Source organism: Actinocrinis sp. (genome assembly GCF_035650855.1).
GTDB lineage: Bacteria > Actinomycetota > Actinomycetes > Streptomycetales > Catenulisporaceae > Actinocrinis.
The window spans coordinates 1-25,973 of the sequence record NZ_DASRGV010000290.1 but is presented as its reverse complement, the minus strand read 5'-3'; the positions used below and the strand labels follow the sequence as shown (position 1 = coordinate 25,973).

Below are 25,973 nucleotides of genomic sequence, written 5' to 3'. Positions count from 1 at the left end.
GGAGTGATGTCCTTCGAGGCCGCGGGCGGCCTCCCCGCCGCCCTGGACCAGCCCGATCGATACCGCTTGTGATCTGCGCGAAGTTGTCTGGACCAGCGCAGAGACCAGCCGCGTTCGGCCGTGCCGGGGTTGACACCGGGACTGATGGGATGGGACTTTCGAAGCGCTTCGATCGTGGAACCGTGGGGAAGGTCTTTTCCGTGAGTGCTGTGCCTGCTGCTTCCGCGCCCGCTGCGACTGTCGCCGATCCGGCCGCGAAGGTTGCCGTGCTCTTGGCGCAGCTGACCCTCGCGGAGAAGATCGCCTTCCTGCACCAGCACCAGCCCGCGGTCGAACGGCTCGGCCTCGACCGGTTCCACACCGGCTGCGAGGCGCTGCACGGGGTCGCCTGGATCGGGCGGGCCACCGTGTTCCCGCAGGCGGTCGGGCTCGGCGCGACCTGGGACCGGGAACTGCTGCGGCGGATCGGCCAGGCGGTGTCGACCGAGGTGCGCGCCTTCCGGCAGGACGCGCGCGCCGTGCAGGGCAGCGACGTGTACGAAAAGCACACGATGGTCTCGCTCAATGTCTGGTCGCCGGTGGTCAACCTGCTGCGCGATCCGCGCTGGGGTCGCAACGAGGAGGGCTACAGCGAGGACCCGTACGCGACCGCGGAAATGGCGACGGCGTACTGCCGCGGGCTGCGCGGCGACCACCCGACGATCTGGCGCACAGCGCCGGTCCTCAAGCACTTCCTGGCGTACAACGTGGAGACCGATCGGGCCGCGATCGACGTGCGGGTGCCGGCGCGTGTGCTGCACGAGTACGAGCTGCCGGCCTTCCGCGGCCCGATCGAGGCAGGCGTGGTGGCCGGGGTGATGCCGGGCTACAACCTGACCAACGGCGTCCCGAACCACGTGCACCCGCTGCTCGCCGAAGCGCTGCGGGCCTGGAACCCGGAGCTGGTGATCTGCTCCGACGCGCAGGCTCCGTCGAACCTCGTGGAGATCGAGAAGTACTTCCCCTCGCATGTCGAGTCGCACGCCGCGGCGCTCAAGGCCGGGCTGGACAGCTACACCGACAACGACGCGAACGCGCAGCCGACGATCGAACGGTTCACCGCGGCGCTGGAGCAGGGGCTGATCAGCGAGGCGGACATCGACGCGGCGGTCGGCCGGGTGCTGGCGATGCGGGCGCGCACCGGCGAATTCGACCCCGAACTCGACCCGTACGCGGACATCCGGGCCGACGTGGTGGTCTGCGAGCCGCACGCGGCGCTGGCGCTGGAGGCCGCGAAGGCGTCGATCGTGCTGCTGAAGAACGAGAATCGTGCGCTGCCGCTCAACCCGCGCCCCGAGTCGGTCGCGGTGATCGGGCACTTGGGCACGCGCGTGCTGGCCGACTGGTACAGCGGCACGCTCCCTTACGCGGTCAGCATCGCGGACGGGCTGCGCACCCGGTTCGGCGCGGACTCGGTGGTGGCCGTGGACGGGGCCGACGTGGTCAAGCTGCGCGCCGGGGAGCGGGAGTTCGGCCCCTTCGTCCACAACGACTGGGGCACGAGCGTGCAGTGCCCAGTGCCGGTGCACACGTTCCAGTCCACCGAGAATGGCAAGTACCTGACGCTGACCGGCGAGCACGACCGCCAGGTCGAGGCGGCGGCGCAGACTCCGGACGGCTGGTTCGTCAAGGAGCTGTGGGAGCTGCACACAGTCGGCGAAGCCTCGGCGGCCGGCCAGTTCCTGCTGCGCTCCAACGCCGAGCACAGCCGCAAGTACGTGCGCGTAGACGAGGCCGGAAGCCTTGTCGCGGATGCCGATTCGCCGCAGGACGCGACTCGCTTCAGCGTCGAACTGCTGACCTCGGGCACGCACGAGGCGGTGGCCGCCGCGTCGTCGGCCGAGCGCGTGATCGTGGCGGTGGGCAACGACCCGCACATCAACGGCCGCGAAACGGTCGACCGCGACGGCCTGGCGCTGCCGGCGGCTCAGGAAACCCTGCTGCGCGCCGTGGCCGAGGCGAATCCGAACACTGTGGTGGTCGTCGTCTCCAGCTACCCGTACGCGATCGACTGGGCCGTCGAACACGTGCCCGCGATCCTGTGGACCTCACACGGCGGCCAGGAGCTGGGCAACGCGGTGGCCGAGGTGTTGACCGGTGCCTACAGCCCGGCCGGACGGGTGCCGCAGACCTGGTACTCGGCCGACGCCGAACTTCCCGAGCCCGGCGACTACGACGTCATCGGCGCGCAGTGGACGTATCAGTACTCGCAGCGCAAGCACCTGTTCCCGTTCGGGCACGGCCTGTCCTACACGACCTTCGAGTACGGCGATCCGATCGGGACGGTCGCGCTGTCACACGAGGGCGCGCCTACGGTGACCGTCGAGGTGACGGTGACGAACGCGGGCGACATGGCCGGTGACGAAGTGGTCCAGCTGTACTCGCACGCGATCGACGCCTCCGTGCCCACGCCGCTGCGCAAGCTGCAGGGCTTCGAGCGGATCCGGCTGGAGCCGGGCGAATCCAGGACGCTCGCCTTCGAGGTACCGGGAATCCGCCTGGCGCACTGGTCGGAGCAGGAGGGCGGCTTCGTCGGCGAGCCGGGCGAGTTCGAGTTCGCGGTCGGGCGTTCCTCCGCCGACCTGCCGGCCAGCGTGACAGTGTTCTGCGGCTAGGAGGCGGTCCACCCGCGCCGTCGCGCCGCTGGACCGCCCGCCGCCGCTTCGAAACTCCGGCAGAGCCGAATCACTAGAGATAGAACCGGGAAACGGTCTCCGCGACCGCCGCCGGCTTCTGCGCGCCCTGAATCTCCACGACCGCCTTCGCCGTCACCTGGACATAGTCAGCCTGCTGATCCACCTCGGCGACGGTCATCACCGCGCGCACCGAGGAGCCGACCCGGACCGGGTTGATGAACCGCACCCGGTTCAGGCCGTAGTTGATGCCCATCCGTACGCCCTCGACCCGGTATACCTCGGCGAGCAGCGCGGGCAGCAGCGAAAGCGTCAGGAATCCGTGCGCGATCGTCGAGCCGAACGGCCCCTCCTTCGCGCGCGCCTCATCGACGTGGATCCACTGGTGGTCGCCGGTCGCCTCGGCGAACTGGCTGATCCGGTCCTGCTCGATGACCAGCCACGCGCTGGCGCCTACCTCCTGGCCGACCGCCTGCGCGAGCTCGGCCGGGCTCGCGAACACCTTCACCGGTCGGCCCCGCCGTTGACCTGGATGGTCTGGCCGGAGATGAACGAGGACTCGTCGGCGGCCAGGAACGCGACCGCCGCGGCGATGTCCTCCGGGGTGCCGACCCGGCGCACCGGCGTCATCTGCGCGGCGGCCTCGCGGAACTTCTCCGGCTCGAAGCCGACCCGGCGCGCGGTGGCGTCGGTCATGTCGGTGGCGATGTAGCCGGGCGCGACCGCGTTGACGTTGACGCCGAACGGCCCGAGCTCGATCGCCAGCGTGGAAGTCAGGCCCATGATCCCGGCCTTGGAGGCGGAGTAGTTGGCCTGGCCGCGGTTGCCCAGCGCGGAGCGGGAGGAGAGCGAGACGATCTTGCCGTACTTCTGCGCCACGAAGTGCTTCTGGCACTCGCGGGACATGAGGAAGGCGCTGCGCAGGTTGACCGCGATGACCGAGTCCCAGTCCTCGTCGCTCATCTTGAACAGCAGGTTGTCGCGGGTGATCCCGGCGTTGTTGACCAGGATGTCGATGCGCCCGAACTCCTCGACCACGGCGGCGACCGCGGCCTGCACGTCAGCGGTCTTCGACACGTCCGCGCCGACCGCGAAGGCCTCGCCGCCGTCCTTGACGATCTGATCGACGGTGCCCTGCGCCCGGTCGGCGGTCAGGTCCACGACGCCGACCTTCGCGCCCTCATTCGCCAGCCGGCGCGCGATCGCCGCGCCGATGCCTTGCGCCGCACCGGTCACGATCGCGACCTTGCCCTCGAAGCGACTCATCCTGCTACTCCTCATCCGCTCTTCTGTGTTCCGACCGAAAGACGTTCGCCGATCACGGCGCTTCCAGCAGTACCGCCGTCCCCTGCCCGACCCCGACGCACATCGTGGCCAGGCCGCGCCGGTGCCCTTCGCGCCGCATCCGGTGCACCAGCGTGGTCACGATGCGCGCGCCCGAGCAGCCGAGCGGGTGCCCGAGCGCGATCGCGCCGCCGTCCGGGTTGACGATCTCGGGCTCGATGCCGATCCCGTCGATGACCGCGAGCGACTGCGCGGCGAAGGCCTCGTTCAGCTCGGCGGTATCGAGGTCTGCGACGCTCCAGCCGCTGCGTCCGAGCACCTTCTGCGTCGCCGGAATCGGGCCGACGCCCATGACATCCGGGTGCACGCCGGCCGAGGCGCCCGCGACGTATCGGGCCAGCGGCTCGACGCCCAGCTCGGCGAGGCCCTGTTCGGAGACCAGGACCAAGCCCGCCGCCCCGTCGTTGAGCGGCGACGAGTTCCCCGCCGTGACGCTGCCGCCCTTGCGGAACACCGGCTTGAGCCCCGCGAGCTTCTCCAGGCTGGTGTCCGACCTGATGCCCTCGTCGGTGTCGACCACGGCGCCCTGCGGTAGGTGCACCTCGACCAGTTCGTCCTTGAAGCGGCCGGCGTCACGGGCCGCGGCGGCCTTCTGGTGGCTGCGCAGCGCGAACTCGTCCTGCCGCTCGCGGCCGATGCCGTGGCGGGCGGCGACCTCCTCGGCCGTCTCGCCCATCGCCAGCAGGCCGTGCAGCTCGCTCATCAGCGGGTTGACGAGCCGCCAGCCGAGCCGGGTGTCGGCCAGCTCCATCTTGTGCGGCAGCGCGTCATCCGGCCGGGGAAGCACGAACGGGGCGCGTGTCATCGACTCCGAGCCGCCGGCGAGTACGATGTCTGCTTCACCCGCGGCGATGGTCCGGGCCGCGACGGTGAACGCCTCAAGGCCGGAGGCGCACAGCCGGTTGAGCGTCGCGCCGGGCACCGACTCCGGCAGCCCGGCCAGCAGCACCGCCATCCGCGCGACGTTCCGGTTGTCCTCGCCCGCCTGGTTCGCCGCGCCCCAGTAGACGTCGTCAATGCGCGCGGGGTCCAGGCCCGGCAGCCCCGAGATCAGGTCTTTGATGACGGTCGCGGCCAAGTCGTCCGGCCGCACCGAAGCGAGGGCGCCGCGCAGCCTGCCGATCGGCGTGCGCCTCGCGGCGGCCACGTACACGGTTCTCATAGCTCTTACTCCACGCTCCTCGTCCGACGTGCTTCCCGACCCTGCCGCCGCGCTGTCTTGATGCACCGCGCTGTCTTGTTCACCGCACCGTCATGCCGTCACGCGATCGCGTTGACGCCGGTGTGCGCCCGCGCGATCAGCAGCTTCTGCAACTCGCTGGTGCCCTCGTACAGGGTCATCACGCGGGCGTCGCGCACGAGCTTGCCGACCGGGTACTCGTCGATGTAGCCGTAGCCGCCGAAGACCTGAAGGGCATTGTTCGCAGCCCGCACCGCAGCCTCGCTCGCGAACAGCTTGGCCATCGAGGACTCGCGGGCGAACTCCTGGCCGCGGTCGATGAGGTCCGCGACCCGCCAGACCAGCAGCCGCGACGCGTCCACATCCGTGGCGATGGCTGCGATCAGCTCCTGCACCAGTTGCCGGTGCGCGATCGGCTTTCCGAACTGCACCCGTTCGGTCGCGTGGCGCACCGCGTGCCGCAGCGCCGCCTCCGCGATGCCGACGCAGCCGGCCGCGACCGACATGCGCCCCTTGGCCAGCGCGGACATGGCGACCGTGAATCCCTTGCCCTCCGCGCCGAGCCGCGCGGCGTCCGGCACTCGCACGCCGTCGAAGGTGAGCTGGGCCGTAGCCTGGCCGCGCAGCCCGAGCTTGCCGTGGATCTCCCGGCGCTCGACGCCCTCGGCGTCCAGCGGCACCAGGTACGCGGTGATGCCGCGATGCCCCGGCTCCCCCGACCGCGCGAAGACGAGGCCGACATCGGCCCACGTCCCGTTGGTGATGAACATCTTCGAGCCGGTCAGCAGCCAGTCCGAGCCGTCGCGTACCGCGCGCATCGTCAGGTTCGCGGCGTCCGAACCCGTGTCCGGTTCGGTCAGCGCGAAGCAGGCGAGCGCGTCGCCGGAGCACACTCGCGGCAGCCAGGCGCGCTTTTGCTCCTCGGTGCCGTGCGCGTTGATCGACTTGGCCACCAGGCCGAGCGAGACCGAGACGATGCCGCGCACCGCGGAGTCGCCGCGGCCGAGTTCCTCCAGCGCCAGTACGTAGGCGAAGTGGTCGCCGCCGGAGCCGCCGTACTCCTCGGGGATGGTCAGGCCGAGCAGCCCGAGCGCGCCCAGCCGCTTGATGATGCCGCGGTCCACGGACTCGGCCCGGTCCCACTCGGCGGCGTGCGGGACGATCTCCCGGTCGGTGAAGTCCGCGGCCAGCCGCCGCAGCGCCGCGTGCTCCTCGTCGAGCGAGAGATCCATGGGCCGCACCGCCTTGCCTTCTCGTCGCCACAAAAAACTTACAGTGCTAGTTTTGGTTGACTGTAACCCACCGCACGCCCGTCCCGGAAGAGCGAGGTGCGTCACCATGGCCAGGCCCAGGTCGCCGCTGCTCAGCCGCGACCGCATCGTGGCCGCGGCGATCGCGCTGGTCGACGCGGAGGGCCTGGCCGCGCTCTCCACCCGCAGGCTGGCGCTGGAGCTCGGCGTGAGCGGGCCGTCCCTGTACAACCACTTCGCGACGAAAGACGACCTGCTCGAAGCCGTGGCCGACGCGGTGACCGCACAGGTGGACATCTCGCCGCTGGGCGCCCGGCCGTGGCCGGAGGCGCTGCGGGCCTGGGCGGTCTCCTACCGGCAGACCCTGGCCGAGCACCCGAACCTGGTCCCGGTCGTCGCGCACGGCCCGGGACGCCGGCCGCACGCGCTCAAACTCGCCGACGCGGTGTACGGCGCGCTGGTTCAAGCGGGCTGGCCGCCGCGCGAGGCGACCCGTATCGGTGCCCTGATGCGCTACTTCGTGGTCGGCGCGGCGACCGGTTCCTTCGCGGCCGGTTTCGTCGACGATCCGGCGCTGTACGGCGCGGACTACCCGCACCTGTCCGACGCGCACCGGCTCCAGTCGCGCCGCAGGGAGATCGACGAGGGCGCCTTCGAGACCGGGCTCGACGCGCTCATCGCAGGGCTGGAACTGCGCTTCGCCGCGCTGCCCGCCACCCGCCCGGCGTGACCGCGACCGCCCTCGGGCAGCCTGCCGCCTTACTAGGTCTAGACCAATACCCCGCTGACCAGGGATTACTGGTCTAGACCTTGACAGGCCCGTGCGGCCACGGTTTAGTCCCTGCGACACCAGTAATCGGCCGACCGAGCCGTACGGCGCCCGGTCGGTGGGCCGTGCACGAAGTGCAGCGCACGCTGCACGAAGGAGAGAGCACGTGTCCAGAAAGCGATTTCTGATCTGGCTGAGCGCCGCAGCCGCCACCGCGACGGTCGCCGTCGGCGTTCCGGTCCTCAACAGCACCGCGGCCTCCGCCTCGACCCCTTGCGCGGCCGCCTGGAGCAGCGGCGCGGTCTACACCGGCGGAATGCAGGCCTCTTACAACGGCGACAACTGGACCGCCAAGTGGTGGACGCAGGGCGATACGCCCGGCGGCGCCGCGGGCGTGTGGTCCGACCAGGGCCCGTGCGGCGGCAGCGGCGGAGGCGGGACCGGTGGCGGCGGTGGCGGAACCGGGGGCTGCACCTACACGGTGTGGACCGCGGGTACCAACTACACGACCGGCGCGATCGTCCTCTATCCGCCGAACGGCCAGTACTATCAGGCCACGCACGACAACCCGGGCTACGACCCGACCATCAGCACCTGGTTCTGGAGCCCGTACAGCTGCTCCGGCTCCAGCGGCGGAGGCGGTGGCGGAACCGGCGGCGGTGGCGGTTCGTCAGGCTTCGTCGTCAGCGAGGCCCAGTTCGACCAGATGTTCCCGAACCGGAACTCCTTCTACACCTACAGCGGCCTGGTCGCGGCGCTCAGCGCGTACCCCGCGTTCGCCACCACCGGCAGCAGCACGGTGCAGAGGCAGGAGGCCGCGGCCTTCCTGGCCAATGTGGACCACGAGACCGGCGGCCTGGTCTACATCAACGAGATCGACCAGTCGGGCGACTACTGCGCGAGTGAGCCCTACGGCTGCCCGGCCGGCACCTACGCCTACTACGGCCGCGGTCCGATCCAGCTGAGCTGGAACTTCAACTACAAGGCCGCCGGCGACGCGCTCGGCATCGACCTGCTGGACAACCCGAGCCTGGTGGCGACGGACGCGGCCACCTCGTGGAAGACAGGGCTCTGGTACTGGAACACCCAGACCGGCTCCGGCTCGATGACGTCGCACGACGCGATGGTCAACGGTGCGGGCTTCGGCCAGACCATCCGCGCGATCAACGGCGGCATCGAGTGCAACGGCGGCAACACCGCCGAGATGCAGGACCGGGTCAACGACTACGAGCAGTTCGTCCAGATCCTGGGCGTGCCGGCCGGATCCAACCTGACCTGCTGACCGCCTGAGGGCGAGCGCCCGCGAAACACCCAGAACGGCGCGATCGCGTGGCCCGGATCACCCTTCCGGTCCACGCGATCGCGCCGTTCCTGCCGCAGAGCCGGTCGGCCCGACTCAGTCAATACCCTGGCTCAGCCGAGCTGCCGACGCACGTCCATCAGATGGTGTCGCGCCTCGTGCACGGTGTGCACCGCGACCCATGCGAGCGTGCGCGGCGTCGGCGCAGGGAACGGATAAAGCGCCTCGCGCTCCCAGTCGGCGGGACTCAGGTGGCTGAGCACGCCGACGAACATCAATCCGGCGTCCAGCAGCTGCCGGGCGACGTCCTCAGGCTGCTGCGACGCGTAGCCGTCGTGCTCCACCCGCTCGTCCCGGCCCATCGACGTGAACTCGGGCCGGTCGGCGCGCCGCGCCAGCAGCACCCGCTCCCGCTGGACCAGGAGCACGTCACGCAGATGGCATCCGTACTCCAGCGGCGACCAGACCTCCGGCTGCCGCCGGCCGCGCAGGTCGGCCCCTTCGCTGCGCAGCAGCTGCGCCATCTCCCCGGCGAGCTCGGGAAGGATCCGGATCGCCGCGCCGGCGTGGTCGAGGTGATAGACGAAGCCGCACTCCTCGCAGCGTTCTTCTTCCTGCTCCGTTGCTTGCTGCTGCATGGCGGATTGCCCTTTCGCTGTGCGGCCGGCGGCCGGCTCGGGTGCGGGAATCAACCGGCCGTCACGGTGAACGTGAGCGGCCCGCCGGGGACCGGCGCCGAACCGGGCTCGCCGTACTTCGTGCTCAACCCGGCCTCGTCGGTGATGGTGAAGCCGACGGTGTAGGTGCCTACGGCGAGCCCGTACGGCACGTCGAGCCCGAGCATCAGCGCGCCGTCCGGTCCCGCCGACACGCCGCCGAACTCCTGGCCCACGACGTTGCCGGTGCTGTCGTAGAGGTAGCTGCTGAAACTGCTGACCGGCGCGGTCGGATCGCTCGACTGCACGTTGATCACGTAGCTGAAGTTCCCGATCTGGCTCTGCGCGATGGTGGTGTGGTTCAGCGAAGCCGAGCTGGCCGTCGGCGGGGTGGTGTCAGGCATCGTGGTCACCTTGACGCCGGTCGCAGCCGCGCCGAACTGAGTGCCGTAGAGCGAGACGTTCCCGGCGCCGTCGGTGATCACGACACCGTCCAGGGTGCAGGTGCTCAGCGCCTGGTACGTCCGATACATGACGACGGGAATCGTGTAGACGCCGCCGGAGCCGACCGTCGGAGTCGTCGACTGCTGCGCGCACACGTTCAGGAAGGGTCCCCAGAACAGCTGGATGGAGGCGACGCCGCTTTGCGCTCCCGCGATCCTCATGGAGAGCTGGAACGGAGCGTTCGAGGTCCAGTTGTTCAGCTGGGTCGCGCTCGGGCTGAAGTTGCTCGCGCTGATCACACCGTCCGAGGTGACGCTGATCGGCAGCGCGCTGATACCGGTGTAGGTCTTCGTCTGGCCGGCGTTGTTCGTCAGGCTGATCGAAGACACCGTCCACGTTCCGGCGGGAGCGCTGGCCGGAATGTCGACGTACACGTAGCAGTGGGCATCAGTGCTCTGGTTCGCGGTCGAGCCGTACCCCTGGCACATGCCGGAGGAGACGCCGTAGTCGTTCTGGTAGTAGAACGACCCCGACAGCTGCTTGCCGCCGGGCCCGCTGATTGTCAGCGTGCCCTGCCAGAACCCGGATTGCCCGTCCTGGACCTCGAGCTGGTACGGGACCTCCGAGTTGCCGGCGTTGTAGTAGTACGGCGGGTTGCCGTTGTTCGCCAGCTGGAGCAGGTCGTACGACGGAGCGACCGCCGAGACCTGCTGCGTGGCGGTCACCGCGTTCCCGGCCCCGGCGAGCTCCGAGCCGGACAGCAGCTGGCCCTGCTGGGTCGCGTTCTCGAAGACCGTCACCAGCGCGACGACCCACTTCGCCGTGGCCGCGCCCGCGTACTGCGGCACGGCGAAGTCATAGGAGAAGGTCGCTTTCGCGGCGTCCCCGGAAACCACGGTCGCGCCCTGATACAGGCTCTGCGTCGAGAGGAAGTCGACGACGTACCACTGGCCGACGAATGTGTTCGGAGTGCTGCCCTGCTGGCGCAGCACCAGCTCGCCGCCGGTCTGGGTAGCCGCCGGGTTCGAGTCGGTGACCGTCCACGTCACCGTGTCCGCCACCGCGCCGCTCGTGGTGTCGACGGTCGGGGAGGCGAACTTCGGCGTGCTGACCGAGAGGTCGCCGCCGGCCAGGAAGTAGCCGAAGACGTCGGCGATGACGTTGGTGGTGCCGTACTTGTTGAAGAAGTCGACCTTGCCGTCCGCGCCCACCGGCGCCACCACCAGGTTCGGCACGGTCTCGCCGGCGGCGAAGTCGATGTTCGACGCCGTCGGGACGCTCTCGCCGTCCGGGTAGACCGTCAGGTAGCCGCCGACGCTCGGCGTCGTCTCGGTGACGTTGAGGATCACCGCGGTGACGTTCTTCTGCGCGATCCCGGCGGCGCCGTCCACCTGGAGGCTGATGCTCGCGCCCGCGCCGACCGGCGCCTTCACCCCGCCGGTGCCGAGACCCGACCGCGTGTCCAGCAGCCGCGTCGGCGTGTCGAGGTTCTGCAGGATCCCGCCGGACCGCGGCGCGTTCGCCAGGTAGTAGCCGGCCAGGTCCGCGATGACGTCGACGGTGCCGGACTTGTTGAAGAAGTCGATCTTCCCGTCCGCGCCGACCGGGACCGTGACCAGGTTGGCCACCGTCTTGCCGGCCGGGAAGTCCAGGTTCGAGGTCGTCGGCACGCTGCCGCCGTCCGGATAAGCCGTCAGGTATCCGCCGGTCGAGGAGTTCGTCTCGGTGACGTTGAGCACGACCGCGGAGACGTTCGCCGCCGGAATGCCGGCTACGCCGTCCACTTGAAGGCGGATGCTCTTGCCCGCGCCGACCGGGGCCTTCACCCCGCCCGTCCCGATGCCCGAACGCGTGTCGAGGATCCGGCTCGGGCCGTCCGGCACGTACGTGGACGCGGCCGTGTCGATCGTGTAGTAGCCGAAGAGGTCGGCGATCACGTCGGCGTGGCCGCCGGAGACGTAGAACTGGACCTTGCCGTCGTAGCCGACCGGAACCGTGACCATGTTCGCCACGGTCTGCCCGGCGGCGTAGTCCAGGTTCGACGAGGCCGGCCGCGACGAGCTGCCGGGATAGACCACGACGTAGCCGCCGGAGGTCTGGTTCGTCACCGTCACGTTCAGCACGACGGAGGTCGGGGTCGCCGAGCCGCCCGCCACCTGCGAGACGTCGAGCAGGAGCGGCACCTGGCCGACCGGCGCCACGACGCCGCCGGTGCCGATCCCCTTGCGGGTGTCCAGCAGCCGAGTCGGTCCGGCGGCGACGAACTTGCCGGCCAGTCCGGGCTGCTCGGGCAGCGAGAACGCGTGCGGCCGCACCTTCGGTGCCGCTGTCTTCTGCGGCGCTGCCTTCTGCGTCGCTGTCTTCGCCGCCGGAGTCGCAGCGCGCTTGGCGCTTGAACCGGCGACCGGCTTCGCCGCCGTCGATCCCGTGCTCGTCGCCGCAGCGGCGGCGCTCACGCCCGACGCTCCCAGCGCCGCCACCGTGAAGGCGACCACCGCCAACCGGCGGATCCGCCCCTGTGCTCTCAGACCCGTCATCAGACTGAAATTCCCGCCCCTCAATACCGCCCCGGCCGCGCCATGCTGCGCGGCCCCCGAAATCAGCGATTGACATTGAACCAGAACGCAGATTTCCGGGACACCGGATTGCCGCGCCGCCGCACCGGCCGATGGTCCTGGCCTTTTTCCTCCGGTCGACCAGAGGCGAGCACCGGCCCGCGCGTCATAAGGTGGCCCTGTGACGGCGAGCGGGAGCGGCGGCGGCCTGCGGATCCAGGCCTTGGTGGTCGAGGACGATCCCGGGATCGCGAACTCGATGGCCCGCGGGCTCACCGGGGCCGGATACCAGGTCGAGGTCGTCGGGACCGGTGCGCAGGCCCTGGCCGCCGCGGCGGCCGACGTGGTGCTGCTCGACCTCGGGCTGCCGGACATGGACGGCCTCGAGGTGTGCCGCGGCCTGCGCCGGCGCTGCGACGCGGCGATCATCGTGGTGACCGCACGCGGAGAGGAAGGGGACCGGGTCGTCGCCCTTGACGAGGGCGCGGACGATTACCTGGTCAAACCCTTCGGGCTCGCGGAGCTGCTGGCACGCATCCGGGCGGTGCTGCGCCGCATCCGGCCGAGCGGCCCGGCGGTGTACATTCACGGCCCGATGACGGTGGATCCGCGCACCCGCCGGGTGACCGTGGACGGGACCGAGGTGTCGCTGACGCCGAAGGAGTTCGACATCCTGGAGTGCCTGGCCGCCGACCCCGGCCGCGTCGTCTCCCGCCAGGAGCTGCTGGAGCGGGTCTGGGACGCCAACTGGTATGGGCCGACGAAGGTGCTGGACGTGCATGTGGCGGCACTGCGGCGCAAGCTCGGTGTGACAGGGCTGGTGGAAACCGTGTACGGGCGGGGATTCCGGCTCGGCGAACTCGAATGAGTCCCTGCACCCCTGCGCGCCCGGCCCGCTGCCCGGCGACTGTCGGCACCGTCGCACACGGCGCCGTGACGGCGGGTTGACCGGCCGTGTCCCGACGCATCGCGCTCACATTCGTGGCACTGATCGCGGCGCTGCTGGTGGTGGCGGTAGTGCCGGTTGGCGTGGCGGTCGACGCCAAGGAACGCGAGTCGTTCCGTTTCGACGCGATCTCGGCCGGGCGCCAGGTGTCCTCCGCCGCCGAGGAGTACCTGACCGACCACCACCCGCCCACCGCGATGAACGCGGCCCTCGCCGAGGCGGCGAAGCACCACGACTGCGCCGCCGTCTACCTGCCGGATGACCGCCTGCTCACTTCCGCGGGTTGCTCGGCGACGACGGACGCTCGTGCCCGTGCTTTGGTCGTGACGGCACGCACCGCACGCGATCACGAGCAGACCGCGCAGGATGGAGCGTGGTTCCTGGCCGCGGTGCCGGTCTCCGATGACGACAAGTATTCGGGCACCGTGGTGTTCGGGCGCTCGACCGGTGAGCTCGACGAGCACATGACGGTGCTCTGGGTCTGGCTCGGATTGACCGGACTGGCCGGCCTGATCCTGGGCGTGGCGCTCTCGCTTCGGCTGGCCCGCTGGGTCTCCCGGCCGCTGAGCGGGCTTGGCGCCGCGGCGGCGCGGCTCGGTGATGGAGAGCTGACCGTCCGCGCCGAGACCAGCCACGGGCCGGCCGAGGTGCGCGCACTCGCGGCGACGTTCAACCGGATGGCAGAGCGGACACAGACCCTCGTGCACGGCCATCGGGCGTGGGTCGCAGACGTCTCACACCAGCTGCGCACGCCGCTGACCGCGCTACGGCTGCGGTTGGACGTGCTGGCTGCGGAGACCGAGGGCGGAACCGCCGCCGAGCTGGCCGGGGCGCTGGAGGAGATCGGCCGGCTCTCCCGGCTCGTGGACGGTCTGCTCGCGGTCGCCAGGGCGGAGGGGCGGGTGCCGCGCCGCGAGCCGGTCGACGTCGGTGCGGTCGCGGCGGAACGCGTCGCGGCCTGGGAGCCGGTGGCCAGGGAGCGGCGGATCGAGCTGGAACCGCCCGAGACCGTCGGCGCGATCGGGCCCGAGGCGGTGGCGCGCCTCGGAGCCGGGGATCTGGAGCAGATGCTCGACAACGTGCTGGCCAACGCCCTGGAGGCGGTCCCCGACGCGGGCCGCGTGCAGATGCGGGTGAGGCGCGTCGACGGCCGGGTGCTGCTGCAGGTGATCGACAACGGTCCGGGCATGGACGAGCCGGCCAAGCAGGCCGCCTTTCACCGCTTCGGCAATCCGGACGCGCGCGGAAACGGGCTGGGCCTGGCGATCGTGCACCGGCTGATCACGGCGAACGGCGGCGCGGTGCGGCTGACGGACACCCCCGGCGGCGGGCTGACCGTGGAACTCGATCTTCCGTCAGCGTCCTGATCGAACGACCGAAACGCCCGCGGCGCGCCGGTTCGCGAGGCCCGATCAGCGATCTTTACCGGTTCTGAGCGAGTTCTGAACCGGATTCACGAAGCCCGGAATCGATCCTGGAGGGGAGGTCTGCAGAAGGGACGCACCGGGCCGTGGTACGTGACAGCGCCGCGTGGAACAACGCAGTGACAGAGAACGCCGCATCGAACGAGGCCGCGCGCTCCCCCGGCATGACCTCCCATCGCAGGACTCCGCCGGCCGGATCGCACTCCGGACCCGAGGGCAACGAGCGGCTGACCGCGATCACCGGAGCCGTACTGCTCGTGCTGTTCGCCGCGGAGGGCGTAACGATCCTCTCCCTACGCAGCCTGCTGTATTGGCACTACTTCATCGGGCTGCTTCTCATCGGCCCGGTCTGCGTGAAGATCGGCTCGACGTTCTACCGCTTCATCCGTTATTACACCGGCGATCGCGAATACGCGCGTAAAGGACCGCCTGCGCCGCTGCTGCGTGTGCTCGGGCCGTTCGTGATCCTCACGAGCGTGGGCGTACTCAGCACCGGCGTCGCGCTCGGCTTCGAGAAGGGCACGTCCTACCACGGCATCCCGCTGCTGTTCATGCACAAAGCGAGCTTCGTGCTCTGGCTGGGAGTCATGACCATCCACGTGCTCGCCTACATCTGGCGGCTACCCGGGCTCATCGGCGCGGACCTGCGCAGTTCACGGGCCTACGGCGCGGCGGTCGCGGTCGGCGGTCGCGGCCTGCGCTGGTCGATCACGGCGGTCGGCCTGGCCGCAGGTATCGCGATCGCAATGGCCGCCGCGCACCTGTCGGCATCGTGGCAGCGGTGATCCTGCCGCGCCCACCGCGAACCTACTGCGCGACTGTGGGCGGCTCGTCGTGACCACTCCCGCGTTCGACATCGCACGGGCCGAGTTCCCCGCGTTCGGCGGGACGGCTGTCGTTTTGTCCGCCGTGCCGGAGCGGCTGGATTCGGCCTGTGCGGCCGCGCGCGCGGAGATCGAGGCGATGAACTCGGCGTGCAGCCGTTTCCGCGGCGACTCGGAACTCGCGCGGGTGAACGCGAGCGCGGGTCGGCCCGTGGCCGTCAGCGACCTGTTCGCCGAGGCCGTGGAGGTGGCCCTGCGGGCGGCCCGGCTCACCGAGGGCGCGGTGGACCCGACTCGCGCGGCGGTCGTCGGCACGGGGTACGACCGCGACTTCGAACAGGCGCGCGCTGGCGGCGCAAGCATCAGCATGACCCGACCTGCTCCGGCTCCCGGCTGGCGATCGATCGACTGGGATCCGCGTCGGCAGTCGATCCGCATCCGACCAGGCTCACTGCTCGACTTCGGCGCTACCGCAAAGGCCTTGGCGGCGGACCGCGCCGCGTATGCCGCACACCGAGCAGCCGGCTGCGGTGTACTGGTGAGCCTCGGTGACGACCTCGCCGTCCAGGGTCAGGCCCCTGATGGCGGCTGGCGGGTGCGCGTGGCCGACGACCCTCGCGACGGTGCCTGCGACGGTGCGTCGGAGCAGGCGGCAATCGGCCACGCCGCCGCTCCCGGCCGCTCCGTCAGCATCGCAGAGGGCGGACTCGCCACGTCGAGCGCGGCGGTACACCGCTGGATCGGGGCGGGCACGGAACTGCACCGCCATGTCGATTCGCGGCTCGTCGATTCGCGGCTCGTCGATTCCCGGCTCGGCGATTCCCGGCTCGGCGAGCCCGCGCAATCCTGCTGGAGCGCGGTAAGCGTCGCCGCGATCACGTGCGTGGATGCCAGCATCGCGGCCACCGCTGCTATGGCTCGCGGTGAATCCGCCGCGCGCTGGCTCACCGACCTCGGATTGCCCGCGCGCCTGGTACACGACGACGGCAGCGTCCTGATCCTCGCCGACTGGCCGGCACTGTAACAGCCCCCGCATAACGCGTTCGGCTCCGAACCCGTCACCGGGTTCGGAGCCGAACAGCTACTGCTCAGTGTGCTTATCAGGACACTTCGACGGTCAACGCGTTCCGCTCGAAGCTCCGTGCGGAGCGTGCAGCGCGCTCTCCTGCCCGGCCAAGCCGCTCAGGTGCATGGCGGACGAGCTGATCGTGCTCTGCGAGATCGTCGGCGCGAAGACCCCGAACAGGTCGACGATCACGTCGACGTTGCCTCCCGAGCCGTTGTAGATGTTCGTTCCGCCGTCCAGCAGCGGGGACAGCACGGCGTTCGCGATGGTCTGTCCGGCGGCGAAGTCCAGGTTCGAGGCCTTGGGCATCGCCGTCAGGCCGTCCGGGAAGACGGTGAGATAGCCACCCGTCTGCGGCCGCGTCACGGTGATGTTGTAGAGCGCCGCACTGAGCAGGTTCGACGGCACCTGAAGCGCGTTCGACAGTTCCAGCGTGCCGTACGTGCCCGCAGGCAGCGGCCCGATCTGGCGGGTGTCCAGCAGACGCGTCGGGACGATGGGCAGCAACACGCTCGTGGACGACGGGCTGTAGTACCCGGCCACGTCAGCCACCAGGTCCGCGCTGCCCGCGCTGCCGAGGTAGAAGTCGACCTTGCCGTTCGTGATCGGCACGACGACGAGGTTCGGCACGGTGTCGTTCGCGGGGAAGTCGAGGACTGAGGTGGTCGGCCGGGAGCCGCCGTCCGGGTAGACGGTGAGGTAGCCGCCGCCGGACGGGTGGACCACGGTCACGTTCATCAGGACTGCCGTGGCGCTCGCCGGAACGACGCTCGTCGGGAGGGTCAGCTTCAGTGTGCCGCCGCCGGCCACCCGGCCGCCCGCGCCGCCGAGCCCGGTCCGGGTGTCGAGCACCCGGGTCGGACCGACCCCGGTGTATCCCGTTCCGGAGCCGAGGGAGTAGACGCCCTCCGCGTCGGCGATCAGCTGGGCGCTCGCGCCGCTGCCGAGGTAGAAGTCCACGGTGCCGTCAGGGCCGACCGGGACGGTGACCTGGTTCGGCACGGTCTCGCCGGCGTTGAAGTCCAGGCTCGAGCTGGTGGGCCGGGTCATGCCGTCGGGGTAGACGGTCAGGTAGCCGCCGGAGGCCGGCGCGGTCACCGTGACGTTCAGCACGACCGCGATCGTCGGGCTGTCCGCGGTGCCGAGCAGCGCCTGCGGCAGCTTGAGCTTGACCGTGCCGAGCGCGGGCACGGCGCCCGCGGCCACGCCGATGCCCTTGCGGGTGTCCATGATCCGCGCCGGGCCGTAGGGCTGGAACCCGCCGCCCACCGCGACCGTCTTCGACACGCTCTGCGAGCGGCCGAACGCGTCGGTGACGGTGAGCTTGACCATATACAAGCCCTGCGGCAGCGGGCGCGTCACCGGAGCGGAGGTCGCGGCGTTCACGACCACCGGAGCGGACCCGTGGCCGAAGTCGAAGGAGTACGAGGAGATCGGCGCGCCGTCCGTGGTGCCCTTCGGATCCATGGTCACCGGCACCAGGCCGTTGACCGGCGCTCCCTCGGTGACGGTCAGCGCGGCGGCTTCCACGGCGTCGGTCGCGACCACGAGCTGCTGCGTGGTCGTCGCGGTGTTCCCGAGCACGTCGACGACCGTCAGCTTCACGGTGTACTTGCCGATCGCCATCGGGTGCGTGGCCGAAGTCCCGTCCGCCGCGGACACGACCATCGGCGTCGAACCGTCGCCGAAGTCGAAGGTGTACGAGGAGATCGGCGCGCCGTCCGTGCTCCCCGCTCCGTCGGCGGTGACGGAGATCGGCGCGGCCGGCACGCTCGGGTACGACAGATTGAGCGAGGCGACGAGCGGGGCGCTGCCGGGGTTGACGGTGATGGTGTCGGAGTCGTGCGCCGAGGTCGTGGCGCCGTACAGCGTCTCGCGAACGTCGATCCCGGCGGTGTTGGCCCCGAGCTTCGTGTAGGTGTGCTGAATCTTGTTCGACGTCGAGGGGGTCGTCCACCCGGTTCCGTCGTTGAAGTTGAACGAGTAGGTGCTGGCCCAGGCCCAGGCGCTCGGGGGCGTCGCCGTCGCGGTGACCACCAGCGGGTACGTCCCGGTCAGCGGGGTCGCGGTGACGCTCGCCGGGCTGCCGGCCGCCGGCACGAACTCGTAGGCGCCGCGATCGACGTAGCCTGATCCGCCGCCGGTGTTCGGCACGTACGGGTCGTCCGTGCGCGGGTTACCGAGAATGTCGGTGGCCAGCAATCCCGGCGCGTTCGCGTCGCCCGAGTCGATCGCCGGGGAACCCTCGGTGAGCGGCAGATCCGCGGTCGCATACGGGTTCGCCTGCTGCTGGGCCGGCCATGGCAGCGAAGCGAGGTCGTGCGCTCCCTGCCCCGTGGCCGTCTTGAACGCCGCGAGGTTCGGGTAGGTAGCGCCGTTCCAGCCGTACATGGCCGTGTTGTTGGTGGGCCAGGTGTAGAGGTCGTTGTAGTCGCTCGTCGCGTGCGCCGCGGACCCCGCGGAGACGGTCACCTCGGGCTGGGCCGGCGTCGTGCCGGCAACCACGCCGGCACAGTCCCGGTAGCCGCCCGAGATGCCCGGCCCCCAGCCCCAGTCGTCGATGACGATGTTGTTCTCGATCGACACCTGCTGGGACGCGCCCTCGACGTCGATGCCCGACGGGCAGGCGCGCTCGACGGTGTTGCTGGTCACGTTCAGGCCGTTGACGCCGGTCGCGAGGATCGGCGTCTGCCCGATGTTGCCGGAGACACGGTTCGTCGTCACCGTGACGTTCGCGGCGCCCGAGCTCACGGTGATACCGCTCAGCGCGCTCCGGCTGATCGTGACGGCGCTGGACGCTCCGTCGACGGTCACCGCCGCCGACCCGCCGTCGCCGGAGGAAGCGGCGCCGTCGATCCCGTCGACCGTGACGTCGGTGGAGTTCTGGACCTGGACCAGCGGAGCCGACGCGTAGTTGAGGATCGCGAAGCCCCGGATCGCGATGTGGCTGGCGCCGTTGAGCACGAAGGCGGACGAGCCCGACGTCGTCCAGATCAGCGGGTTGCCACTGCTCGAGTAGTGCTGCGCGGCGTTGGATTCGATGGTGATCGGCGACCCGTCAGAACCGGACTTGGAGATCACGGCGCCGGCCCGGTACATCACGTTCAGCGAGCTCGACACCACGACCGTGTCGCCTGCCGATGCCGCGTTCACGCCTGCCTGGATGCTGCAGAACGGCGCGGCCGCGGTACCGCTTCCGCTGTCCGAGCAAGCTTGGTTGGAGATGTCGACGTAGTAGGTAGTCCCGGCCGCCTGCGCGGGCCAGGCCGTCAGCCCCGCTGCGACAGTGACGGCGCTCAAGGTCAGCGCGACGCGCACTCTAGTTCTCATGTATCCCACCCGAACCACGGCCGGGCGGCCTGCCCGCCCCCACCGGATCGCTGACAGTACCAGCCGCGGGCGACGATCCGGCCTCGGTGAAAGCCGCTGGCGTCACGAATTTGCTACAACGTCGGCTGACATCCCTCAGCCGCACTGCGCGCTTCGATGGCTCTAATAACCGAGGCCATGTCCAGCCGGCCATGGCCGAGTTCCACCGCTTCGCCGTACAACTCACTACTCACATCGAGCAGGGGGATGCGACGTGCGCGGCGCGCGCTTCGGCGGCGATCAGCCGGGTGTTGTGGTGCGCGTCTGCGGCGGCGGCCTGGACGGAGAAGTCCTTCGCGATCAGCTTGGGCATCTTGACTCGGGTCAGATCTCTGGCCATCGCCCCGCAGCTGACGGCGGCCTGGAAGGATCTCCGGCTCGCCGCCGAGCAGTGCGACGAGTTGTCCCGTCTCAGCCGGCGTGCGCGAACCCGAGACCGGTGCCTACTCCCCGAACATCTCCCGCTCCAGGTCCTCCAACTCGGCCTGCGTGAGGTCGCGGACAGCCCACTTAGTCCGTGTTCCATCCGCGATGAACTCGGCGGGCAGCACGATGTGATAGTTGGCTACGTAATACGCGAGATCATCGGGCCAGATCCACACGCCGTCGGTGCGCACCGCGTTGCGGCCGGCGACCGGATGCTGCGAATCGATGACGTCGTACACGGCACTGCCGGAGATGGCCAGCACAGGGCTCTCCGCGAGGTAACGCACGATCGCCGCCTCGTCGTCCCGCGTCTGGCGTCCGGCTTCGAGCAGCGAGGGACCTTCCGGGTCGCCGTGTGGAAGCTCTCGAAAGAAACCGAGTTGCTTCATCTGACAGCCATCCTGTTCAGCGTTGCTACGGTTTGGCCAGCCACTGGGTCAGCGAGGTCGAACTATTGCCCGGTTCGAAGACGTTCCACAAATCGGTGGAGCCGCTGCTGCGCAGTGCCGTCGAACCGACGGTGAGTCGTCCTGACGGATAGGCCCACAGCGTATCGGTCGGCGCGACGACCGTGACACCGAGCTTGTTCGCGAGGTTCTGCGCGGCGCCGTCCGGAAGCTTGCCGGTACTGCAGGACAGCAGCCTGATCGGGCCGCCGGCATAGCTCGGATCGTGTTCCAGCAGGTTGGCAAGCGTCCGGTGGTCGAAATTCGTGCCGTTCTTCCACGATGTGGGCTGTGGCCCGAAGTCTGTCGGGCTGCCGTGAATGATGACGTCGTGGAAGCCGGGCATCGGTTTGGCGTTGGCCGCGTTGATCGCGAATTTGTCCGTCGCGTCCATGTAGTTGGTCTGAGCGCCGGCGGCCGGGGAGAGCCCGAGTTCGTCGGTGCCGATGACCGGGTTCGGGACGTACGCGTGCTGGTTCGGCGCCGGGGCCAGGCCCAGCGGATCCGGCGTGACATACCGACCGGTTCCAGAGTCGTAGTACCGGTATACGTTGTGGCTAAGCCCGGATTCGGCATCGAGGTACTGGCCGGGGAACCGCAGAGGACAGTCGATTCCGTCCGCCGAGACCGCCACGACGGAGCCCCAAAGCGTCGAGGTGCTGTGCCAGGCCACGCGGCCGTCAGCTGCGATCAGCTCGGACGGGGTCCCGACCAGGTCCGTGACGATTGCGTAGAAGGCGGCGTCGATCTCCTCCTGTGGAGCGTCATCTGCCCAGGAGCGATGGACCTGCGTGGCCGCGCGGCCAGTACCGGGCTCCCATTCCCACGTCACGGCGGTGGAACGGCCGTCCGGGCCATGAGACAGCTGTTCGGCAAGCCGAATGTCGTCCCAGGTGAACAAGGTCTCCTCGGCGACGGCGCCGTCCGAAGCCAGGCGGCGCTTGGCTATGCGGCGACCGAGTGGATCGTACGCGTATTCCCAGCTGGTCAAGTCCGGGGTCGTCACGCGAGTCAGGCGGTCTTCGCCATCCCAGGTATACGACCACTGTCTTGTCTGACCGGACAGTGTCCGACGGCTGACACGGACGACGCGGCCCTGCTCATCATGCTCGTAATCGACGCGCCCGGCTCGGCGCAGCATGGTGCCTTCAAAGTGCCGCTCGCCCTGCAGGTCGTCACCCCACGGGCCGGTCGCCTGGACGATGTTGCCGAACTGGTCGTACGCGTACGACTCGGTCCATGTCGCCGTGTTCACCGCCGTGACCCGGCCGGCCCGGTCAAGGTCGAAAGTACGCGTGCCGCGCAACGCATCGGCGACGGATGTCGGGATGCCGTCCTGCCGGTACGTGTACGACCGCTGCTGCAACAGGCGCGGCACGGGCGTCGCTGTGGCCTCGGCTTCCGGCCGATCGTAGGCCCACACGCCCTGTACAGTCAGGCGGCCCAGGGCGTCGAATTCCTGCGAGAGAGCCGCGGTGGTGCCGAAATAGCGTGTGATCTCGCGGCCGGCGGCATCGTGCTGGAACGTCAGGCCGCCGCCTGCCGTAGCGAGGGAGATGGGTCGCCCGGCCGCGTCATAGGCCCATTCGGATACCGCGCCGCTCGGCGTCGTGCGGCGTATCCGCCGGCCTGCAGCGTCGTACTCGCTCGCGAGCACGTGCCCGTTCACCGTCTCGGTAAGCACTCGACCGAGGCTGTCGCGGCCGTATTCGAGCACGCTGTCGGGACCTAGAGCCCGCGATATCCGTCCCGCGGCGTCGTATTCGAAACGGGTGACCGCTTCGCCTACTCGGCGCTCGGTAACCGCGCCAAGGCTGTCCCGCTCAAGGTGCACCGACTCGCCCGCGCCGTTCGTCCGCCCTACAACGCGGCCGGCTGCGTCGTACTGATACGTGATGGTGCGACCGTTGAAATCGGTCTCCGAGACGAGGCGGCCGGCCGGATCGTACTCGTAGGTCCAGCTTCGGCCATGTGGTCCTGTCACCGAGACAGGGCGCAGTTCCTTGTCATAAGCGAACCGGTAGCGCGCGCCCGACGGGTCGACGCGTGCTGTCGGCCTGCTGAAATCGCCGTATTCGAAACGGGTGACGGCGCCGCCGGGAGCGCGCTGCTCAAGCAGATTGCCCTCGGCATCGTAGGTCCACTCCTCCCGCGTGCCGTCCGGGAGGACGCGCCATGCCGGCCGTCCCTCTATGGTCCAGCCGACGCGGGTGGTCCCTCCCAGTGCGTCCGTGAGCACGACGGGGCGGCCGAAGGCGTCGCGCTCGATCCGAGCCTGCCCACCCAACGGATCGGTCGCGGCCAACGGCAACCCCGCACGATCCGACTCGTAGCGGCTAACCGCTCCCAGCGCGTCGATCACCGCGGCGAGAGCGCCGCGCTCGTCTCGCTGAAGACCGATCACCGCGCCGGCCGGATCCGTCACCGAGACGATGCCGCCGGCCGCGTCATACTCGTACTTCCACTCAGCTCCGTCGGCGCCGATGACGCGGACGGGCAACCGCAGGTCGTTGTATTCGACCGCCACGGCCAGCCCGTCGGGACGCTCGATGCGGACCGGCTCTCCGCGTTCGTCGCGCACGAATCGAGTGGTGTGTCCGAGAGGATCGGTGCGGGAAAGCGGCCGCCCATAACGGTCGAACTCGGTCCGCGTGACGTTGCCAAGAGGATCGACGGTTTCTGTGATGTGGCCGTGTTCGTCGTACCGGAACACGGTGACGTGCCCCAGGCTGTTGGTGACCTTGGTGGCGCGGGCTTTGACGTCGTACTCGAACGCCGCGGAGAGGTAGCCATCTTGCCCCGCGCCTCGGACAACGCGGCCCGTTTCGCGACAATACTCGTACTCATATCTGAAACTGTTGCGGTCTGTCCACGCTGTGACGCGGTCGTGATCGTCGAACTCGTAGACGTATGGCACGCCCGTAGAGTCGGTGACTTCGGTCAGCCGCCCCTGACGATCGTAGCCGTAGGTCAAGACACTGCTGCCTTGTCCGTCGTGCGAGCCATCGTGCAGGCGGAGGGCTGTGACGCGAACGCCCGCGAGCGTGTAGTCCGTTTCGACCGCGACGCGATAGCCACCGGTGTGCTGAACCTCGGAGGGCACGCCGTCTTCGTCGAAGACGAATGTGATGCGATGGCCGTTCCGGTCGGAGATCGCGGTGATCGGCCGCAGCTGACCTGCGCTGGTCCTCCCGGCTCCGAGGGTGGTGAAGTGCCGGGTCCAGCCGCGCCCAGGGTCTTCGATATGGATCGTGTCGCTGGCCCGGTCCCAGGTCAGCGGCCACCGGGCGCCAGCAGCGGGCAGTACCTGCTGACCAGGCTGGGTAGGTAGGGGGTAGTGCAGAATCTGAGCGTCGTCGCCAGCGAAGTGAATACCGTCCTCGTCGATCTCAACACGCTGGTCGAGAGTCGAGGACCACCCCGGTCCGAAGTGCCTGCCACCGCGATAACCGGACGCATAGGCACGCCGAAGCACAAGGGGCAACAGCCCAGGCAGTTCCAGGTCGGTCTCAGAGCTGATCATCTGACCCGACACGACATCAACGGGGTCACCCCCGGTAGTGGAACCGCTGTTGCCGTCAGCCGCCTGTCCGCCCGTCGGAGTCTCGCCGCCGTGATTCAGGGTGGGCGGCTCCGTGCTGCCTCCGGCGGGCAGAGGTTCCCCGCCAGGTGTCGGCTCGCCGGAGGCCGTGCCAGGCCGTGGGGCAAGACTGTCGGGCTCGCCGCCCTTGCCAATGCCGTCGAACTTGCCACCCAGATCCTGGTCGAGGCTTTCCAGATCGCGGCCGTTGCTCAGCGCCTTGTCCGCAGTCTGTTCCGCGAACGACGCGGCTTTGTCGGCGATCCGGTCGGCCGACTCGGCGAAGTCCCGGGCCAGTGCCTTTGCGGCAACAGCGAGTTCCTCTCCAGCCCCCATCAGAAACTCAATCCCCCGATTCCGTCGCTCAGCCTGACCGCGTGCGAGCGCATCGTCTCCGCGTGAGCGCGCAGGATCCCGGTCTGCGTCGTCAGCTCCTGCATGTCCAGACTGAAGCCCTCCGCGGTCTCACCGGAGGCACCCGCTTGCGACCAATCCAGCCCGGATAGCGCCGACTCCACCTTCGCGAACAGCGGCTTCGCGGCGGCTTCGATGATCTTCCCCTGAACGTACTGGTTGAGATCGTCGATCAACGACTCGGCCAGCTTCCGTGCGCCAGCGATGATGACCGGCACGGCGGCTTCGGCGATGCCCAACGTGGCAACCGCTGCGGCCTGGTCGGCGACGAATGCCGCGGCCATCGACACCAGTTCCGCAATCGCCACGCCCTTCTGGACCACGATGTACCCGGCCCATGCCTCCAGGGCGACCGCCAGCACCTCGCAGCCATCCACGATCTCGGTCACGTGCCGGTCCGACAAGGTCGCCCATCCGGACTTCATCCGCGCCGTCGATGCACCCTGATGTGCCTGCGCTATTCGATGGACAGCATCGGTAGCGTCCTGGTGCGTCTGCTGAACCGCCTGTCCGAACTCCCGCACCAACGAGGCGAACTGCATGACCGTTTCCTCGTCGATGTACGGCCATTCCACACCGATGACGTTCAGGAAGTTCACTACCGGCAACGGCAACTCATCGATAGCCACGATCCGACCCCTCCGCTGACGCCATCCGCCCCCGTATCGCCCCCAAAAGCGTATCAAAGCACTTCATGAGCCGAGCAGAGCAGGACTGAGCGACCAACCGCTGCAGCGGTCACCAGACTGAGCCTGGCGAGGCTACAAGATCACTAATAGCTGGTGCGCGAAGTCCTGGCCGAACGACGCCCCGAGTCGTTCGGCCACTGCGGCGTGTCCCCGCACGGAACAAGGGCGGCCTCGCGTGGCTCGACGCCTCTCCGAGCCTTCGCAAAGCAGCCCTGGAAACGAGAAATCCCGCCCAATCCCCTGATCAACAAGTGGCTGGACGGAAACTCATGAACGCTCTCGGAGTTATCCGTGAACGTTCGTGTGGTGGACCTGAGGGGATTTGAACCCCTGACCCCCTCGATGCGAACGAGGTGCGCTACCGGGCTGCGCTACAGGCCCTTGGAACGTGTAGAGGCTACCACAGCAGACGCGCAGCCCCGGAACTCGTTATCGCGGTCCGGGGCTGCGAGTCGTGGCGGGTCGATGCGTATCGCCAGCGAGCCGCCATCAGCCGCTGGGGATACCTGTCGCTCGCCGTCAGCCGTTAGCAGGCAGTCGTCAGCCGTCAGCCGTTAGCCGTCAGTCGTCAGTCGTAACCGTCAGCCGTTCGAGACGCGCGGGAGTTCCGGCGTCTCCT

18 protein-coding genes and 1 tRNA gene are annotated in these 25,973 nt (G+C 69.4%); 7 read left to right on the top strand and 12 right to left on the bottom strand.

What is annotated here, in order from left to right; all coding sequences use genetic code 11:
• The first annotated feature begins 200 nt into the window (after positions 1–200).
• The gene (locus VFB40_RS20880; protein WP_324853233.1) at positions 201–2,654 is read left to right on the top strand and encodes a beta-glucosidase; all 2,454 of its coding nucleotides are present in this window, start codon (positions 201–203) and stop codon (positions 2,652–2,654) included.
• A 73-nt stretch (positions 2,655–2,727) separates the two neighbouring features.
• On the opposite strand, the gene VFB40_RS20875 is transcribed toward VFB40_RS20880, so the two are convergent.
• The 4 genes from VFB40_RS20875 to VFB40_RS20860 all read right to left on the bottom strand — a co-directional run bounded on the left by VFB40_RS20875 (position 2,728) and on the right by VFB40_RS20860 (position 6,428).
• A complete protein-coding gene (locus tag VFB40_RS20875; RefSeq protein WP_324853231.1) occupies positions 2,728–3,180 on the bottom strand; it encodes a MaoC family dehydratase in 453 nt (150 codons plus the stop codon).
• Positions 3,177–3,938, bottom strand: coding sequence for a glucose 1-dehydrogenase (locus VFB40_RS20870; RefSeq protein WP_324853229.1), 762 nt, complete (start codon positions 3,936–3,938; stop codon positions 3,177–3,179). Before VFB40_RS20870 ends, VFB40_RS20875 begins: the two co-directional genes overlap by 4 nt.
• Before the next feature lie 52 nt (positions 3,939–3,990).
• The gene (locus VFB40_RS20865; RefSeq protein ID WP_324853226.1) at positions 3,991–5,178 is read right to left on the bottom strand and encodes a thiolase family protein; all 1,188 of its coding nucleotides are present in this window, start codon (positions 5,176–5,178) and stop codon (positions 3,991–3,993) included.
• A gap of 98 nt (positions 5,179–5,276) precedes the next feature.
• Complete coding sequence (locus VFB40_RS20860; protein ID WP_324853223.1) at positions 5,277–6,428, bottom strand: acyl-CoA dehydrogenase family protein; 1,152 nt, start codon at positions 6,426–6,428, stop codon at positions 5,277–5,279.
• A 106-nt stretch (positions 6,429–6,534) separates the two neighbouring features.
• Here VFB40_RS20860 and VFB40_RS20855 point away from each other — a divergent pair, with 106 nt between their 5' ends.
• Both VFB40_RS20855 and VFB40_RS20850 read left to right on the top strand, forming a co-directional pair.
• On the top strand, positions 6,535–7,176 hold the full coding sequence (locus VFB40_RS20855; RefSeq protein WP_324840180.1) for a TetR/AcrR family transcriptional regulator: 642 nt from the start codon (positions 6,535–6,537) through the stop codon (positions 7,174–7,176).
• Between the two features lie 205 nt (positions 7,177–7,381).
• Positions 7,382–8,497 carry a glycoside hydrolase family 19 protein gene (locus VFB40_RS20850; RefSeq protein ID WP_324853221.1) on the top strand — a complete coding sequence of 372 codons (1,116 nt, stop codon included), beginning with the start codon at positions 7,382–7,384 and terminating at the stop codon, positions 8,495–8,497.
• A gap of 131 nt (positions 8,498–8,628) precedes the next feature.
• Here the strand turns inward: VFB40_RS20850 and VFB40_RS20845 are convergent, their stop codons facing one another.
• A complete protein-coding gene (locus VFB40_RS20845) occupies positions 8,629–9,153 on the bottom strand; it encodes a DinB family protein (RefSeq protein WP_324853220.1) in 525 nt (174 codons plus the stop codon).
• Between the two features lie 50 nt (positions 9,154–9,203).
• Positions 9,204–12,152, bottom strand: coding sequence for a hypothetical protein (locus tag VFB40_RS20840; RefSeq protein WP_324853218.1), 2,949 nt, complete (start codon positions 12,150–12,152; stop codon positions 9,204–9,206).
• Positions 12,153–12,351: 199 nt separating this feature from the next.
• On the opposite strand from VFB40_RS20840, the gene VFB40_RS20835 reads away from it, so the two are divergent.
• The 4 genes from VFB40_RS20835 (at position 12,352) to VFB40_RS20820 (ending at position 16,388) form a co-directional block, all read left to right on the top strand.
• The gene (locus VFB40_RS20835) at positions 12,352–13,038 is read left to right on the top strand and encodes a response regulator transcription factor (RefSeq protein ID WP_324853216.1); all 687 of its coding nucleotides are present in this window, start codon (positions 12,352–12,354) and stop codon (positions 13,036–13,038) included.
• 86 nt (positions 13,039–13,124) lie between these two features.
• Positions 13,125–14,483 (top strand): HAMP domain-containing sensor histidine kinase, encoded by a 1,359-nt coding sequence (locus VFB40_RS20830; RefSeq protein WP_324853214.1) that lies wholly within the window; start codon positions 13,125–13,127, stop codon positions 14,481–14,483.
• A 176-nt stretch (positions 14,484–14,659) separates the two neighbouring features.
• Positions 14,660–15,325 (top strand): hypothetical protein, encoded by a 666-nt coding sequence (locus tag VFB40_RS20825; RefSeq protein ID WP_324853212.1) that lies wholly within the window; start codon positions 14,660–14,662, stop codon positions 15,323–15,325.
• A 49-nt stretch (positions 15,326–15,374) separates the two neighbouring features.
• Positions 15,375–16,388 carry an FAD:protein FMN transferase gene (locus tag VFB40_RS20820; RefSeq protein WP_324853210.1) on the top strand — a complete coding sequence of 338 codons (1,014 nt, stop codon included), beginning with the start codon at positions 15,375–15,377 and terminating at the stop codon, positions 16,386–16,388.
• A 93-nt stretch (positions 16,389–16,481) separates the two neighbouring features.
• Here VFB40_RS20820 and VFB40_RS20815 read toward each other — a convergent pair whose 3' ends face one another.
• The 6 genes from VFB40_RS20815 to VFB40_RS20790 form a co-directional block, all read right to left on the bottom strand.
• A complete protein-coding gene (locus tag VFB40_RS20815) occupies positions 16,482–19,760 on the bottom strand; it encodes a PKD domain-containing protein (RefSeq protein WP_324853208.1) in 3,279 nt (1,092 codons plus the stop codon).
• A gap of 229 nt (positions 19,761–19,989) precedes the next feature.
• A complete protein-coding gene (locus VFB40_RS20810) occupies positions 19,990–20,139 on the bottom strand; it encodes a hypothetical protein (protein WP_324853206.1) in 150 nt (49 codons plus the stop codon).
• 103 nt (positions 20,140–20,242) lie between these two features.
• Positions 20,243–20,614, bottom strand: coding sequence for a hypothetical protein (locus tag VFB40_RS20805; RefSeq protein WP_324853204.1), 372 nt, complete (start codon positions 20,612–20,614; stop codon positions 20,243–20,245).
• A 25-nt stretch (positions 20,615–20,639) separates the two neighbouring features.
• Positions 20,640–24,587: a DUF8616 domain-containing protein gene (locus tag VFB40_RS20800; RefSeq protein ID WP_324853202.1), complete on the bottom strand. Its 3,948-nt coding sequence runs from the start codon at positions 24,585–24,587 to the stop codon at positions 20,640–20,642.
• On the bottom strand, positions 24,587–25,294 hold the full coding sequence (locus tag VFB40_RS20795) for a WXG100-like domain-containing protein (RefSeq protein ID WP_324853200.1): 708 nt from the start codon (positions 25,292–25,294) through the stop codon (positions 24,587–24,589). The genes VFB40_RS20800 and VFB40_RS20795 overlap by 1 nt, the downstream gene beginning before the upstream one ends.
• Before the next feature lie 364 nt (positions 25,295–25,658).
• Positions 25,659–25,735, bottom strand: a tRNA-Ala gene (locus tag VFB40_RS20790).
• Positions 25,736–25,973: the final 238 nt, after the last annotated feature.